General features: G+C 51.6%; 19 protein-coding genes. 12 read left to right on the top strand and 7 right to left on the bottom strand.

All coding sequences use genetic code 11. The features are described from left to right. Positions 1-109: 109 nt before the first annotated feature. The 5 genes from LT40_RS21095 (at position 110) to LT40_RS20905 (ending at position 4,074) form a co-directional block, all read left to right on the top strand. Complete coding sequence (locus tag LT40_RS21095) at positions 110-418, top strand: hypothetical protein (RefSeq protein ID WP_084139728.1); 309 nt, start codon at positions 110-112, stop codon at positions 416-418. Positions 419-465: 47 nt separating this feature from the next. Next, positions 466-855: a DUF6957 family protein gene (locus LT40_RS06935; RefSeq protein ID WP_043188082.1), complete on the top strand. Its 390-nt coding sequence runs from the start codon at positions 466-468 to the stop codon at positions 853-855. A gap of 30 nt (positions 856-885) precedes the next feature. Then, the gene (locus LT40_RS06940; RefSeq protein ID WP_043188084.1) at positions 886-1,533 is read left to right on the top strand and encodes an HAD family hydrolase; all 648 of its coding nucleotides are present in this window, start codon (positions 886-888) and stop codon (positions 1,531-1,533) included. Positions 1,534-2,060: 527 nt separating this feature from the next. Beyond that, complete coding sequence (locus tag LT40_RS06945) at positions 2,061-3,155, top strand: hypothetical protein (RefSeq protein ID WP_043188088.1); 1,095 nt, start codon at positions 2,061-2,063, stop codon at positions 3,153-3,155. A 118-nt stretch (positions 3,156-3,273) separates the two neighbouring features. After that, positions 3,274-4,074 carry a hypothetical protein gene (locus LT40_RS20905; RefSeq protein WP_052393284.1) on the top strand — a complete coding sequence of 267 codons (801 nt, stop codon included), beginning with the start codon at positions 3,274-3,276 and terminating at the stop codon, positions 4,072-4,074. A gap of 347 nt (positions 4,075-4,421) precedes the next feature. Here the strand turns inward: LT40_RS20905 and LT40_RS06955 are convergent, their stop codons facing one another. The 5 genes from LT40_RS06955 to LT40_RS06965 all read right to left on the bottom strand — a co-directional run bounded on the left by LT40_RS06955 (position 4,422) and on the right by LT40_RS06965 (position 7,044). Beyond that, positions 4,422-4,871, bottom strand: a complete 450-nt coding sequence (locus tag LT40_RS06955) for an SRPBCC family protein (RefSeq protein WP_043188090.1) — start codon at positions 4,869-4,871, stop codon at positions 4,422-4,424. Positions 4,872-4,938: 67 nt separating this feature from the next. Then, positions 4,939-5,268, bottom strand: a complete 330-nt coding sequence (locus LT40_RS21100) for a hypothetical protein (protein WP_084139730.1) — start codon at positions 5,266-5,268, stop codon at positions 4,939-4,941. A gap of 471 nt (positions 5,269-5,739) precedes the next feature. Further along, positions 5,740-6,261 carry a hypothetical protein gene (locus LT40_RS21105; protein ID WP_084139731.1) on the bottom strand — a complete coding sequence of 174 codons (522 nt, stop codon included), beginning with the start codon at positions 6,259-6,261 and terminating at the stop codon, positions 5,740-5,742. A gap of 280 nt (positions 6,262-6,541) precedes the next feature. Beyond that, positions 6,542-6,778, bottom strand: a complete 237-nt coding sequence (locus LT40_RS21110; RefSeq protein ID WP_084139732.1) for a hypothetical protein — start codon at positions 6,776-6,778, stop codon at positions 6,542-6,544. A gap of 44 nt (positions 6,779-6,822) precedes the next feature. Further along, entirely contained in the window at positions 6,823-7,044 is a 222-nt protein-coding gene (locus tag LT40_RS06965; protein ID WP_043188096.1) for a PLD nuclease N-terminal domain-containing protein, read from the bottom strand. 449 nt (positions 7,045-7,493) lie between these two features. Here LT40_RS06965 and LT40_RS21800 point away from each other — a divergent pair, with 449 nt between their 5' ends. After that, positions 7,494-7,784, top strand: coding sequence for a hypothetical protein (locus LT40_RS21800; protein WP_043188100.1), 291 nt, complete (start codon positions 7,494-7,496; stop codon positions 7,782-7,784). A gap of 44 nt (positions 7,785-7,828) precedes the next feature. On the opposite strand, the gene LT40_RS06975 is transcribed toward LT40_RS21800, so the two are convergent. Both LT40_RS06975 and LT40_RS06980 read right to left on the bottom strand, forming a co-directional pair. Continuing rightward, positions 7,829-8,197 (bottom strand): histone-like nucleoid-structuring protein, MvaT/MvaU family, encoded by a 369-nt coding sequence (locus LT40_RS06975; protein WP_043188104.1) that lies wholly within the window; start codon positions 8,195-8,197, stop codon positions 7,829-7,831. A gap of 237 nt (positions 8,198-8,434) precedes the next feature. Further along, positions 8,435-8,671, bottom strand: coding sequence for a DUF6555 family protein (locus tag LT40_RS06980; protein ID WP_043188107.1), 237 nt, complete (start codon positions 8,669-8,671; stop codon positions 8,435-8,437). A gap of 176 nt (positions 8,672-8,847) precedes the next feature. Here LT40_RS06980 and LT40_RS06985 point away from each other — a divergent pair, with 176 nt between their 5' ends. From LT40_RS06985 to LT40_RS07005, 6 genes are all read left to right on the top strand, one after another. Then, positions 8,848-9,072 carry a DUF2188 domain-containing protein gene (locus tag LT40_RS06985; protein ID WP_043188109.1) on the top strand — a complete coding sequence of 75 codons (225 nt, stop codon included), beginning with the start codon at positions 8,848-8,850 and terminating at the stop codon, positions 9,070-9,072. A 16-nt stretch (positions 9,073-9,088) separates the two neighbouring features. Beyond that, the gene (locus LT40_RS06990) at positions 9,089-9,601 is read left to right on the top strand and encodes a CinA family protein (protein ID WP_043188111.1); all 513 of its coding nucleotides are present in this window, start codon (positions 9,089-9,091) and stop codon (positions 9,599-9,601) included. Between the two features lie 458 nt (positions 9,602-10,059). Continuing rightward, complete coding sequence (locus LT40_RS06995) at positions 10,060-10,731, top strand: glycosyltransferase family 2 protein (RefSeq protein WP_043188113.1); 672 nt, start codon at positions 10,060-10,062, stop codon at positions 10,729-10,731. Positions 10,732-11,497: 766 nt separating this feature from the next. After that, complete coding sequence (locus LT40_RS07000; protein ID WP_043188116.1) at positions 11,498-12,379, top strand: manganese catalase family protein; 882 nt, start codon at positions 11,498-11,500, stop codon at positions 12,377-12,379. Positions 12,380-12,746: 367 nt separating this feature from the next. Next, positions 12,747-13,007 (top strand): DUF1652 domain-containing protein, encoded by a 261-nt coding sequence (locus tag LT40_RS21980; RefSeq protein ID WP_084139733.1) that lies wholly within the window; start codon positions 12,747-12,749, stop codon positions 13,005-13,007. Positions 13,008-13,793: 786 nt separating this feature from the next. Next, positions 13,794-14,717 (top strand): LysR substrate-binding domain-containing protein, encoded by a 924-nt coding sequence (locus LT40_RS07005; RefSeq protein ID WP_043188121.1) that lies wholly within the window; start codon positions 13,794-13,796, stop codon positions 14,715-14,717. The last annotated feature ends 794 nt before the right edge of the window (positions 14,718-15,511 follow it).

A 15,511-nucleotide genomic window follows, 5' to 3' on the forward strand; every position in this document is an offset into this window, starting at 1 on the left:
CCGGTAGTCTGTTTGACGGAGGTAGGGAGCTTTTCGTTGGTACGAAGCCGCTCCGGCCAAGACCACTACGTGATTGTCACTCGACATCACGGGCCTGAGGCATGACGTAATGACCGCTCCCCGCTCGGTAGACGAAGCAGCAAAAATCAATTTTGGAGTAGCCATCACCGGCTATTTGTATTGCCCTCAACTGTGCGGCTTTTGTTTTGAAGGCGTTGTCTATTTCGACCGAAAGGCACGCTTCGCGAGCGGGCGTTTGATACGCACCTCTGTAGTTTCAAATTTCTTGGAGATTGCTGGCTATTGGATAGCTCTCACATCCAGTGGAAGCGCCTATGTCCTTGTCGGTGAGGAAGGCCCGTGGCAGTACCCTCCAGAAAGCGGCGCGTCGATCAAACGCCGACCCGAGGCTACCTGAACGCTTTCTGGTGCGCAGGAATGACGCATCCCTAGGAGTAGAGGTTTATGTCCAATATTGACGTACAAGACATCATCGGCCCCAGTGCTGTCATGCAAGGCAGCAGCGTCGAGCTTCATGAAGCCATCCGCATCACCAAGGAGCGATTTCCAGGCCAGAGCTTTTGTGTGGTTGAAGATTGGGTGTGGCTGGACTTGGATGCGCCTGACCTCATCACAGAGGAGCTTGCAAGCGAAGGGCAGCAGCCCGTCATGCTGCTTGTCTTCAACGCGTTGTACGACAGCTCCAGCAGTGCCAATCATCACTGGTTTCGGTCAACGCCGCTCGTTGAGTTCAACGATGGAATGTTCTTTCTGACCGCATACAAGCTCTACGTGCTGCTTGGGCCTGGACGAAGGAAGACGATGTCATTGTCGGCTGTGGTGCGCTTGTTCTAAGCGGGGGTGCAAGCCAAAGAGGAAAAACAGATGATCAGCGGGGTTATATTTGATGCTTTTGGCACCGTGGTGCGAATTGGCGAACGAACAAATCCTTATCGTGAACTCCTCAAGCATGGTCGCCGGCAGGGGATGAGCTTCGACCCAGCCGCGTTTCATATCGCGATGACAATGAACCTGTCTTTCTTGGAATTGGCTTCACACCTCGGCATCGCTCTCTCGCCATCAAAGCGTGAAGAGCTGATTCAAGCATTGGAGGTGGAGCTGTCCTCGATCACCCCTTTCGCCGATGCGCTCGTAGCCATACAGCAGTTGAAAGAAGCGGGGCTGAAAGTCAGCATCTGCTCGAACCTAGCGACCCCCTACGTTCCAATTGTCAGAGAGATTTTTCGAGACATGGATGGGTATGCATTCAGCTGTGAACTGGGTGTGATGAAGCCAAATCGTGCTATCTACACCTCGGTTTGCAACCAAATGGGTGTAGTACCTGGAAACTTCTTCAGCGGAGAAACAGGCCGCGTTGTGATGATTGGGGATTCGCCGAGGTGCGACAAAGAAGGCCCGCGAACCGTGGGTATTTCAGGCCTTCATCTAGATCGCACGGGCCGTGGTCAGATTCAGGATCTCGCACAATTCGCAAAGATTGTGATCGGCCAAGGAATAATCGAGCCGACGTGAGCTACTGGATCAAACGGTTCCGGCGATTCTGGTTAACCTTACCCAGCTGTGCGCTAACTTGGAGTAAGCGTTCAACGAGGGAGATAGCGCCGTGCGGAATGCTGCCGTCTATAAGCTTTTCCCGCTGTGCTAGATGTGATCTAAGTCGGCCAGGCGGCTGTCTCTGACTTGCAGACGGGCTACTGAAGCAATTCGAGCCTGAGCGTCCTTCGTAGTTCGCAGAGTAGCGGAGGAGCATCGGGTTGGGGGTCTGATGGACGCTCTGTCCAAGCCAACGACCTGATTATCGTTAGCGGTGTCGATGTGGCTCAACTTAGTGATGGCAGGATCGTCCATTATAGGTGGTGCTCGGGCACCGTAGGGTTAAGGGGGGCAGTCAATGCGGTAGCAGGCCGGTGCTCGGCAGGGATGCCGGGAATGGGCTGTCACCTATCGGCCAGAAGCTGCCTGTTCATAAAGAGAAAAAAGCTTGGAAGGGGGCACCTGAGCGAGTATGGTTTATGGAATAGCGCTTTAGGTACTATGATATGCCCTCGATTCATACTCTGAACGCTCGTGACAACGGTTTGCTCCCTGTAATGCGGGAGTACTTCTCCCTCAGCGATGCACGCACCTTTACTGAGATCCAAGGTTTACATGGAGAGTGCGTAGACATTCTTCAAATGAAGGGGATCAACTATGCGTCTCTCAGAACGGCCCTGACCCCACAACCCACAAAGCACGAGGTAGCGTTCCTTTTCGATACGCATCGTTGTACCCGGAACTTCGCGCCTGGAGTGGAGTGCACCGAAGCCTTATTTAGAGCTCTGGGTGCTAAAACAACCCATAGCATACTGGGTGGTGAGCTCTTCGGCTCGAGCGATACGCTCGCGCGCACGCTGCTGAGTCCCGTAGTGGTCAGCACCAAAACGAGTTTTCGTCTGCCTAATACGTGCTTCGTCTTATACGTGAACAACCTGTCGGAAGGTGCTGTTGCTGCCATCGACTTTAAACTTCAGCAACTTCCAGCCTACGTAGGCTACTTGCGATGCACTTACTTCAGCGCAGCTAAAACATTCATCTCGCTGAAACTGATGAACTATGTAATCAAGCATGGCGACACGGTCATCATGGGTCACGAAGATGATCGACCGAATACGCAAGATTACAACCTCCACCAGCATGACTACGTGAAACAAGGTTTCCGACTCAGAAGTATTCAATTGATCTATTTTGGCACCTTCCTCTCGTACAAACCTGAGCGCCTGTTGCTCGATATCACCGACGACGACTTGGAGATCGCGGTAAGGGCTATGTCCTCTGTTACGGCACCGCTGGCAGAATTCACTGTCTTCATTGAGGACGCGAAATTCGAAAAATACCTTCAGACCACGAAGCTCGGGAAACTGCAAAAGGCAGGCTTGGCAGAACTTACTAAGACTGAACTCGAGGCAGCAATCCTAAGCAAGCTGCGGATGAACTACCTATATAATCTCGAGTGGGTGAGCCAACCGACTCATCAGCTCACCAAATTTAATATTCTGCTTGAGTTCCCACGATTTGGTGGTCACCCGGAACGAGTCGTTGTGGCATTGGAGTACCGTTCGGTCGAACGTATACTGCGCCTTCTCACCATCACCTGACTACATGTCCATACCAACGGTGACCTAGCGTGGGCGGTAGAGCATGCAAAAAAGGAGTCCCGCTTGTCACTTAGTCCACTATGGCAACCAGCCGAATTTCGCGACCCGGGTCAGCACAATGAATGAAATGGAACAGGAGGTTGTTTACCTAAATGCGACACTGGAGCTCATCAAGTCGATAGTCAATAGAGCCATGTTCGAGGTCGCAGGCAGCGGTAACGACCAGAACATCTGGTTTGCGACCACAGCTCACAAACAGTTATTTTCAATTGCGCTGGTCGATTTTTTGTCCGCTACAGATAGAGACGCTCCGGTGCCAAAAACTACTTATTTGAACGCACTTAGGACGACGGCGAACAACCCCAGTTTTGATCAAGCAGGTTCGGTAACGAGATTAAAAAAGGCAGTCGATAATTTTGCCGCTTGGCTCGACACTATTGTACAGATACCTGCCTGGCTTCCGACTATAAGCAAGCAGGTCACTCTAAAAATTCCGAGATCGCTCGTTTTGAAAATCGGGGGAAACTTGTCCAAACATAACTACCTTCGGGCTATTGGCATATCAAAGGAATTGCAAAGGCAGCTGGCTCAAGCGGGCGAGCCCGTCGAGCTATACCAGGCGATACTCGCACAAGAAGATATCTACCAGACATTCCACGACGACGTCGCTAGCTATCACGTGAGCACCATTGCCGAGTTTTTGAATGAGTTATGGTGGGGCATTCAAACTTATCTCGTTCCAGAATACGAACGAAGCCATCCTAACAACGAAGTCGATCCGCGTGACTGGTATCAATATCCCAGCGACCTGAATGATCTTTTTAGCAAAGCGTGCTACTGGAATCTAATGAATCAGATTCGATCCGGGCCCATATTTCCGCCGTTTCGGGTGACCAAACACCTCAAGGGTCGCTACTGAGGCTCTGGATGTCGGCCAAGTAGCCAACAGCAGCGTTGCGTAGTCGATAGCATACCTTCGCTCTAGTCATGTAATGCATCGGGTGTTTAATTGAATAGGGTACCTGGTACAACGAGGGGTGGGGTAGCCGTGGATCACCTTACTGGTCATGCGGCGGTTTCGTACGCCGTGCTGCACTCTGGCGCAGCGGAAAAAGCGGATCAGCTAAAATGGCCACGAGATCAGCAGGGCATAACAGAAATCGCTCGAGGCCTTGGACTGACGAATGTCATATTTCACCGAACGTTGGGATCCAACGGGACAAGCTGACCAGACGACTTTAGACGTTGCATGTCAAATTCATGCGCTCACGCTGTAATTGTCATGCTAGCCATTAGCTTTGAGGCCAAGCTCTGCTGGCCCTTGATAATGAAAGCACTGACAATCGAATGATAGGTTGTGTCCTGATTAGTCATATCAAAATGCGCTTGCCACGTTACCGTACTTCGTGAGCCATCTCCTTCTGGCCTTACCTTTATGGAAGCTAAGAAATCCGTAATGCAAAGCTCGGATTCCTCATGGCCATACGAGAACTCCATCAGGTCATTATCGATGGACAGAAGCCTCTGACGTACAAATCCCCCTTCGGCAAGAGTGAGCTTTCTGATAGAGCCACCAGTGTCCGCAGATTTCCCACTCTCAACAGTGCAGTGTGCTACACCAGTATGCCACTCAGCGATGCTGTCAAACTGTCTGAGGACGTGCCAGATTGTCTGAGGGTCTGCGTCGATAATGGCAGTGTATTTTACTGAAGCCACATTGGTTTTCCTTGTCCCTGTTTGGCACACCTGAAGATGGCGCACGTATGTAGTTGGCTTAATCGAACTAGATAGGCTTAACTGAAATCACTTCGACATATCTGAATTTCTTTCTTGCCACCTTTGTAGCCTCTTGTTCAGCTAGAAGGGTACTTAGCGTATCAGCCTCATGAGTCATCTCCTGAGTGTGACCTTCGAAATCGTTCCCTACGCGCAGGATGACCCTAAGCCTGGGTGTGAAAGCGTTTGCTGTTTTCTTTTTGAGGGGTTTTGCAGGAGCCTCTACTACGGATTCTGGAGTAGGTTCTGGTGCTTCTACAGCTGTGGCCGGCGCAGAAACCTCAACGCCGCCGAAAAGCGCTTGCCTCATTTCATCTTCTGTAAGTTCTGAACTCATGTGATGTCTCGGACTGCTTAGGGTAAAGATGCTTATGTCACTCTACCAGATTGGTCAGGTTAGCTAAAGTTCGGGGGTACGAAGTTGCTTATCTTCGTTCAAGTAATACGCTGCAATTGGTCGTGTTCACCGTCACTGAAGGTGTGCGGCTTGGAGTTAGACAGGCCGCTTCGAACCGCTGTTGTACACCGAGCCACTGGGTGTCTATGATCTATCGCTTCCATCTTCCGCTCTTAGGTCTGATCGATCTGTAAGCCCCGCTTGCAGCGACAGACAGTGTCTTCCGCGAACACGCAGTCATTGCTATGGATTCTGGTGATGGCTGCAGGACGCGCTTACGGAAATTCATCCGGTGGTAAAGTGATTGCAACCTCCTGTCTCAATTAGTAGGCGAAAAGATGCTTGAAGATGAGCGGTTGAGATTGCTTTATAAAAGCGTATGTCCGGGACGCGTCACTAGTTAATTAGATTTCAAAAGTGCACATATGCTGAAAAACAACCTAGCAAAACCCATAGGCTACCGAATATCCAAGGCGCACGCATTGAAAACGCAAGGGCCTTATTGTTTCCATTTTGCATTGTTTCTCTACGGTGAAATAGGGGAGCACCATCTTTATCTACATTTGCTATCGGTTCGCCGCTCAGCATGAAAGTTTGTTTAGCGTACCAGTGATCGATAGCGTCGTAGGATGCTTTAATTCCAGGCCAAGCCTGAGCAGATAGGATTACTCCGAACAATGCAAGAAGCACTGGCAGCACCAAGGTGAAGAATTTCCCCCATTCTGAATTCAGGTTTGCCATGGTCGACGCGTAGACGACAACTAAAAAAGATTGCGCGCCTAAGTAGGCATTGCTGCGATCAGACAGAATGGTAGTTTCGCATTGGATTTCGTTCCGATAGAAATCTAGTCGGTCGCGCACTGTAACGAATATTTTAGATGGGTCTTCAGGATGCACATCCTTGGAGGTGCCACCAGTGAGAATTCGCTTCAATGATCCATTCCTTGCAAGACGAGGCGAGAAAGCGCCTACCCAAATCAAGCCCCTCTGAAGTCCTGAAACCTGCATCAAGCAGACACTCCGCTACCCATTTTGAGCGTCACCACTGTGTTAACACAGGCTCCAGGCCAACAATTTCAGCCCCCAAGGGCACCTTTATGGATCGTCGGAATGCCCCCTGTTGGGGACGTTCCTTGCCGCTCGGCTAACGATCCACATTTCCAGTATGGCCTCGAATTCAGACCACAGCACGACATTCAATGAGCTGATCAAGTTATCGGGGGTTTGGCTGTTTATCCATTTCAGCGTTGTCGGGATCGATATCAGGGACGCCATTCTCGTAGGGATTAGTTGACTCATCACTTGGCGCATCGACTTCGTTGTTAGGCAGCTCATCAATGCCTGCCTCATCACTCGGATTCAAGTCAGTACGGCCAGGGCTAAGAGGATCAGTATTTTCAGGCGGGAACTGATTACTATCGGCTATATCATTCAACTTTGGATCTGACATGTTGCCTCCAATGAAAGCTTTTTACAGGTTTGAGGTGATTGGTTTCAGCCCTTGCTATGGCTATCAGACGTTGGGGGGATAGCAACACCTCTTGGCCCCGCGATGCCCCAGATAGCGAGTCCAACCACAGGCAATATGAAAATCAACACCGTCCAGCCTAGCTTCGTACCAGAGCTTTTGGTGCTTCGCCACACGCTTGTCAGTACCCAGACGTCTAGCAGCAAGACGATCACAGCGGACGCTGTCCAGAAAATTGAGGTTTCCATGGTTAATCACTCCTTATGGATCACCTACAGAAGAGGGTCACCGGTCTGCGCAAGTTCCCGATCATTTCAGGTTGGCGATTGACTGTTCACCCCTATGCCCGGAAGGCAGGATCAATCAAGCTATCTGCCTTTACCTCTGCAGGGCCAATGTACCTACGAGAAGGAAGATGTCCGCGTTCTACCAGTCACTATGCCTCTGGGTGCTGATGGCAAGATCTTGATACGCCCTCAAATTTCTTACGGTGGTCATCGCGGTGCCTCTTACAACCGAATGTCTAAACAGAAGATAGCGAAACTGAGTCCTTCACACGCCTAGCAGGGGCGGATGGCCATGACCTTGACGGAAAGAAAACCTATAGACTAACCTTGTTAGCTGTTGTGTAAGGCTTGGAGCGAATGTCTAAAGGACGTAGCAAGCGTGCTGGCTACACGTTGATCATAGAGGGCTTATGTCGTTACCGATCACAGCTAGGCAACTAAACGCCCTACGCGCCTTGCACAGAGCGAACCCGGATTTAGGGGAGCTGGCTAGCGCGGTTGCCCTAGCTTTTGACGCGTCAAAAATCGACAACCCAGAGCTTGCCAGGTTGATTTTGGAGAAGACATGCAGACGTATTGTCAGCGGCCAACCGGGAAGCCGCGAGATCATGGTTCAGCACCTTCAACACTTCGGGAGCCTCGAATGCTTATCTTCCCAGCAGGTCACCGAGTTCTCAACCCGCATTCGGAAGCTAGGCTGAGCCCGTAGGTGCACTGACAGCGCCTAGGCGCCTAGAAGATGCGATCAGGACAACCAGGACTCGACTGTGTCCGAGCCGTGCTCTGCCTTCCATTCTTTTAGGGTCTTGTGATTGCCGCCCTTGGTTTCGACCACCTCGCCATTATGCGGATTTTTATAGACCTTCAATGCACGAGCTTTCCGGCTCGCCTTGACCGGGGCAGGCGCAGTACGGGTAGATTTGGAGTCATTCTGGGGATCCAGGATCGCAATGATGTCCCGTAGGCTTTTGTTATATTCACCCAGCAAAGCGCGCAATTTGCTCTCAAATTCGATTTCTTGCTCAAGCCCCTTGTCGCCTTTCATGGCTTCCAGTGCAGCGAGTTGTTCGGCAAGATGACGTTCGAGACGGCGGAATTCAGCGAGTTTAGACATTCGTATTTCCTGAGATGATTAAGAGTAAATAGATTATGGCTCACTACGGCAAGATCTGCACGGTAGTAATCAAATTTACGTTGTGCCGATAGTACGGATCGCCTCAATCGGCATGTTGAGCCTGGTGGTTCAGTTGACGAGAGGTTTAGCCAATCTGCTGCGCCATTCTCGATCAAGCAATTCGCGACCTTTTATCCGAATGACCTAATTCGCCGTTTTAGCATCAGTTAAGCTGATTCAGGCAACGGAGGGCTCTGCGCTGCGCCATTTCATTTCCGATATTCCAAGGCGCTCGGCCTCAGGCCTCGATGTCTTTCTAGTTTTGTCGCGAGAACTCTTCGGGATGTACCCAAAACCGGCATCGCAGCTTGCCCAGTGCCATGCGGCAACGGTATCCATCTTATCGGCGCGAACCACGAAGCTCCTGGGCTGGCCATGGATGATGTAGTCGATGATGTATAGATGGTTTTTCATCTGTAGGCCCCTTGAAAAAACGTGACTAGGCATACTGATTTTCGCCGCATCAAAAGATTCCCTTTGCACCGATACATTCGCCCAGGCACGTCACTGCAGAAATCATTCTGAACTTGCCTTTGCCGAGTCGCTCACTGTGAAATACACACGAGTCTCATCTGCAGAGGGGAGTAGGAATGGAGAACTACCACATCACCACCACCACCGATGGCTGGGAGCTGAAAAAACAGGGTGCTACTCGAGCGTCGAAGACGGCTAAAACGAAGGCAGAGATCGTCAAATTAGCTACTGATTTTCTTGCTGGAAAGACCGCTTCGCTGAAGATCCATAAAGAAGATGGCACCATCCAAGAGGAGCGCACGTATCCTCGTAGCGCCGACCCTAAAAAGTCCAAAGGCTAATACCGTGGAGCGATTCATGGACGATTATCAAAGTGAGCTGGTTAGGATCACTGAATACATCAGGCAGAACTCGTTGCTGCTGTCCACGGCAGAGTCCTGTACAGCTGGCCAAATGATATCCTTAGTGGCCTCCGTGCCCGGCGCTGGTCAGCTTCTGGAGAGCGGGTACGTCGTTTATTCTCCTGAAGCCAAACAGCGGATCCTGCACGTCGAAGCCGACACGATCAATCAATACGGCCTCACGAGCGAGCAGGTTGCGGGCGAAATGGCATACGGTGCGCTAAAGGGTGGGCCCGCTACCGTGGCGATAGCCACTACTGGGGTTGCTGGCCCCGATGCTATAGAGGGGATTGCGCCGGGGACAATATGCTTTGCATGGTTGTTCGCGGTGAAAGATCGCTATGCTAGTTTTACTGGTACTCGTCATTTTGAAGGTGATCGACTCGAGGTGCAGATCGCCGCTTCACTGTACGCCTTGGAACAGTTGCAGCCGCTCCATTCTAAAGCGCTAAGAGGCGAGGGGCTGTGAGCCGTAGGGCGAGTTGGACAATTGCCCGTAACGCCCCTATGACTGGGTATCGCTACCGGCACCTTAATTTACTGACCGGCATCGCGACCGGGTGCTTGGCTAGGCTTTTGGCTTAGCGGGAGTATGCCTCCCGCTTTTCAGAAGCTGATGAGGTCTGTTTCAATGATCCGCTCGTTGGCATCTAGTAACGTTTTCTCAACGTTCCGGGTCTCCCCAGCCCAGGGCTTCTTAAGCTCCAGCCACATTTTATGACTTTGCCTATCAGCACAGCTTACCTTTCTGCTGACTTCTGATGACCATGCATGAATCCTTTCAACTCCAAACTCTCCGCCTTCCTTCGTTACCGTCTGGCGCCCCGTCACGTTCCTGCCGTATCTATCTGCAACCTTCAGTCGATAGATAGGTCGATTTCTTACCACCCCTGTAACCAGAGTTCTGACGGCAGCCGAGGGCGTCTCATGATTGGAATCATTGTCCCTGCACATAACGAAGAAGCGACCATAGGCCATTGCATCGAATCCTTGCTCGCAGCTGCAGCCCATCCGAGGTTGCAGGGTGAAGATGTTCAGATATTCATCGTAATGGATGCTTGTACAGATGCTACTGGAGACGTGGTAGCTGCTTATCCAGTACAAAGCATCGAGGTGGACTATCAGAATGTGGGCCGCTCAAGGGCAGCCGGGGCTGACCTGCAGATTCAGCAGGGTGCCCGATGGCTAGCGTTTACCGATGCAGACACGGCAGTGCCCGTCTCATGGCTGGCGGATCAGCTACGATTTCAAACCGACGCGGTCTGTGGGACGGTAAAGGTGGATGATTGGTCGCTCCATTCAGATGCTGTGCGCGAGCGCTATGATTCGCTCTATACGCCTATCGAAGGCCATCAGCACATTCATGGTGCAAACTTAGGCGTTGATGCGCGAGCCTATAAAAGCGTTGGGGGATTCAAACCCCTGAAGGCGCACGAAGATGTGCACCTGATCAACGACTTGAAAAATGCTGGGGCCTCTATTACCTGGACGACAGTGAATTGTGTGACCACGAGCGCACGGTTGGATTGCCGGTGCCGAGAGGGGTTCGGTGATTATCTTCGGTCGTTAGCACATAACAGCGTCCAAGCGATCGCTTGATGGTTAAGCGGTAAGGCTTCAAAATCTGGGCCTGAACTGCTGGGTTTAGCGCTAGGCAGGCCCCAAGCTGCCGTCCTCGAGTTTATAGGGATATTCAACGATGTGAGGTGCATTGCGAGTTTGGTTTTCGCTGTCCTCAAAGCGTGGTGACAGGGCTTTATTAATAACGCCTCCTATCCCTCGCTCCTGAGCCTATCGAGTGAGACGCCTGAACCCCTATGGTTGGGTGGCGAGTACGCTATCGTTACGTTCTAACGGTATCCGCTGTTGCTACTCCCAAGTAGCGCACTCCTCTGAATCGGCTTCGTATCAGGGACAGCCCAAAGCCTCTGCACGGTACCCTTTTGACGTAGATTGTTCCATATAGCCCCCTTCCATGAGCTACCGGCCAAACGCGTAGGAATGAGCGGGCTATCTTCAAACCATCTGCCTAAACAGAACTCCAGATAAATGGTTCCCTACTCGGACAGACCACCTTCATCCGAGAATTGCTATTCAACTCAGCAATTCGAGCGTGCTGTATAGCGGTTGAATGTCCCCATAGGTTCAGAAGGCATGATAGCCATCGATAGATAGCTCTGATCGTCCTTATTGGGAAAATCATTGAAACTTTCGCCATCCTACCTTTTGTCAGGTCAAGCAAAATTGTATGGATCAAGTCCGTTTTGCTATGGCTCTCAGGCCATGAAGGCGCTGCTGCATTTCCTCCCGCTCCATTGAGCGAAGCAGCGCCTAATCATCTAGAAAAACGCCTGAGGAAATGACTATGTTTTTACACAATAAGCGTCTTCAGTACACCGTTCGTGTCGCTCAGCCCAATCCTGGCCTGGCCAACCTGTTGCTTGAACAATTTGGTGGTGCCCAAGGTGAGTTGGCGGCGGCAGCACGATATTTTACCCAAGCGCTGGCCGAAGATGATCCAGGTCGCAAAGACTTGCTCATGGACATCGCTACTGAGGAGCTGAGCCATCTCGAGATCGTCGGCTCTATCATTGTGATGCTTAACAAGGGTGCCAAAGGCCAGCTCGCTGAAGGGGTGGAAGAAGAAGGTGAGCTGTACCGTTCTCTGAACGGCGCTGGCAACGACTCCCACATCACAAGCCTGCTGCACGGTGCCGGAGCACCGCTGGTTAACTCGGCAGGGGTGCCTTGGACTGCTGCCTACATTGATACCATCGGGGAGCCAACCGCAGACTTCCGCTCGAACATCGCAGCTGAAGCCCGTGCAAAGATTGTCTACGAGCGCTTGATGAATGTGACTGACGACCCAGGGGTGAAGGAAGCTCTTGGCTTTTTGATGACCCGTGAGATTGCTCACCAATTGTCATTCGAGAAAGCGCTGCACTCTATCCAGCCGAATTTCCCACAGGGCAAGCTTCCAGGGATGCCTGAGTTCACCAACAAATACTTCAATATGTCTGGAGAGCCAAACGTCCGTGGCCCATGGAATCAAGGGGATGAATGGGAGTACGTTGAAAGCCCTGAGCCGGCCGTGGACGGCGGGGATGGTCTGGCGTCAGTGACTCTGTCGTCTGCTGACTTCGACGTACTCGAAGCTATGAAGACTCGTACCATGTCAGATCCGTCAAGCAACCCCATTACTGGCGCAGACCTCGGCTCGGGTCTTGCGCAAGACAAAGACGCTTAACTGATAGGCTCGCGTGCTTTCACAAGTGCGCGGGCTATCTGAAATCACAGCCAAAAAGAATGATGTTTCAAAGCTCATGTTTTCCCTGCAGATTGATAAACCTAAGTTTTTCACCTCAGAAGCGGCATTGAGCTAGAGGCCCAGCGGGTCTGAGAGCCCGGCAGGTACCAACGAGCAGTCCATATTTTCGCAGTACAGCACGTAGAAAAATATAAATCGTACATTTGCAGGATACGGCGCGGCGGATGCAGAAGCAGTATGGCGCGACACATCTCGACTCAGATTCACGTCTACGCTGTATGAAGATACGCTAACCTTCTGTCGTAACGGTGGACAAAACAAAAATTAGGACTTTGTGAGGTGAGCAATGCTTTCCCATCTTGAGCTACGCCATCTGCTCGAATCCGCATTCCTTCCCACTGAATGCAAATGCACTGTCAGCTCAGACAGGACTATCAGTATCCAACTGATCAATCCCAAAACACGTAAAGTCGAGGTCAGCAGAAGCGGGGTTCCCATCGGCAGCCTAACTTCGAGCAGAGCGATAGCCAATCTCGTTGCAGAGCTCAAACAAGAGCTGCGCATTTGGCCAATCGCTCATCAGGATCGAAGGCAAAACAGACGATGATGAGCGCGTCGTTGGATCAAATCACGATAGAGCAACTGTCTTCACTGCAAACGAAGCGTACTGGGGCACCAGAGGCGTCTGTTGGGCATGTGAGCAGGCGATGCTTAGTAGACTATCCCGAAGCGTTGACTGCGGTTGTCGACGGACACGTATCGTCAAGGGTAGCTGCGTCCGTAGATAGCACCCGTAGCAATAAGCCTTCAAGCGGTAGGTGTGATATGACTTCGCCGGACGCACAGGAAGAGGTTCTAAACATGTTTGCGATGATGCGGGTATTCTGAAAAGCGGGATGATGTGGATTTTAACAGCGCTATAGTTCCCCCGAGCCCGATACTGGAGTAACGAATGGACTCAATCGAAACCCTAGGCACCACAGAGTTTGCTATTCGAAAAGCAATGCTTCGAATCGATGCTATCAGCTCTGTAAAATCTACGGAGGAAGCCGTTTTCCGTCTTGGCGCTGCCACCGCGTACATCACAGCGTGTGCCGGGTTGAAGGCAATACCGGAAAAGGTCTAGGCCAACCTGTTGGACGATGCGGACGCCGCGTACGACTCACATCCCTCCGCTGGAGGCACATCGGAAAGGTTTTCGGTGTAAGGGACTCAGACCGCAGGCTATGCAGCGAACCACTGATGCATTGGTCATGCTGCCTGCTACAACAGCCCGGCCGCTCGGTGAGGACAGTGGCGACACCGCGAATGTCCTATGTGCCAGATGCACAATGGCTGACAATGTTGTAGCTTGCACTGATCCACACAAAAATAACTAGACGTGAAATGCCTTATGAAACTCCAACCGATGCCGCCGCTAAACAGTCTGGTTGCGTTCGAAGCTGCAGCAAGACATTTGAGCTTCACCCTAGCCGCTCGTGAACTGAACGTCACCCAAGGTGCTATCAGCCGCCAGATTCGACTGCTCGAAGATTACCTAGGCAAACCCCTTTTCAGCCGCACTACGCGAGAAATCGTCTTGACGACCGTGGGCAAGCAATACTGCGACGTTGTGCGTGAATCGCTTCAACAAGTCGCTCATGCCACGTCCGGTATCCGCCATTGGCAAGGATCGCAGCGTGTGACAGTTGTCACCAGTACTGCCATGGCGTCGCTTTGGCTCCTGCCCAGGGTATCGGTGTTCAAGAACCTGAACGATGAGGTAGACCTGCGCATCATCGCCACCGACAACATGGGCGATTTTTCCAAGCTGGACTGTGATCTGGCGCTGTACTACTGCCGTTCCCAACCGACAAACGCCAGGGTAACGCCTCTGTTCGTCGAGGAGATATTCCCAGTCTGCAGTCCAGCTTATTTGGCACGTAATCCACAGCTATCCGATCCACAGCATCTGGGCGAGGCGACATGGCTGTGGTTAGAAGATCCGCAAAGCGACTGGGTTGGTTGGGCGGAATGGTTTCTTCGCAATGGATTGCCGCCTACCGAGCCCCGTAATCGCATCGATATCAACAGTTATTCGATGCTCATTCAGTCGGCGCTAGCGGGACAAGGCGTGGCGCTAGCATGGTCGAACCTGGTGGACAGCCACCTGCTTAACGGTGCTTTAGTTAGGCCGGTCGAAACAGTGCTTCGTACCGACGCCCGGTTTTGTCTGTTGGAGCCCAGCGGGCGCTCGGCCAATCGCCAAAGCGTTAATCGCTTCCGTGAGTGGCTGCTTACCCAAGTGAGTTACGTTCAGGTTGCTGATGTAGGTTGAGGAGCAACGGCACAGGGCTGGATCACTTGCACCGTGCAAAGCCGATCGGCTGACGTGGTGCGTATTGCGTGTGCGGCGAGTGTTTAAGCGCTGGCTCGCAAAGTACTAACAATCGGCTGATCGCCAATGCGGCGTTTTTGGAGTGCGCCGGATCTCCTGGCAATGTAGCGGATGAGCGATATTAGCAAGGTTGATGATAAGCTGATTCTGAGCGAATACTGTCAGTGGAGCCCGTTGAGCACGTGTCCTGGCCGCATACAACTGCTGCGCGTTGCCTGTAGCTTTCGCTGCTTTTATTTATTGCCTTGCTGACATTAGTTCGTCAACATGGCGTTGGCACGCGGTTTTTTTCAGTGATGGGGCGGAGCACCGCCACAGCTTTCCTTTGACTAAAAGGTGTCGACCGTGAGGGGGGCAAGTTAATTTAGACACCCATTCAAACTAGGCAGCAATCCAGCACTGATGTTAACTGCTATCTGTGGGAGTGTTAAGCAACAAATGCACGCGCAAAGTTAGTTCATTCAGACTAAAGGGCTTGGTCAGCAATGGATTGTCCTGTCGACCGAGACCAGACACCAATCACCTGCAAATTCGGTGATAAAATAATCAATTCGAGCACCTGGTATTTTTGCTTCAGCTCCGCAGCCAAGCTGATCCCGTTCATCAACCTTCGTAAGCCAATAGCGGTTAGCAGCAAATCCAGATGTTTCAACTTGTGCGCATGATTAGGGTGCTAACGTGAAAATATCTTTTCATCACAGAGTATTTCGCTAGGAACAAGAATCCAAGTCATT

Source organism: Pseudomonas rhizosphaerae (assembly GCF_000761155.1).
Lineage (GTDB): Bacteria > Pseudomonadota > Gammaproteobacteria > Pseudomonadales > Pseudomonadaceae > Aquipseudomonas > Aquipseudomonas rhizosphaerae.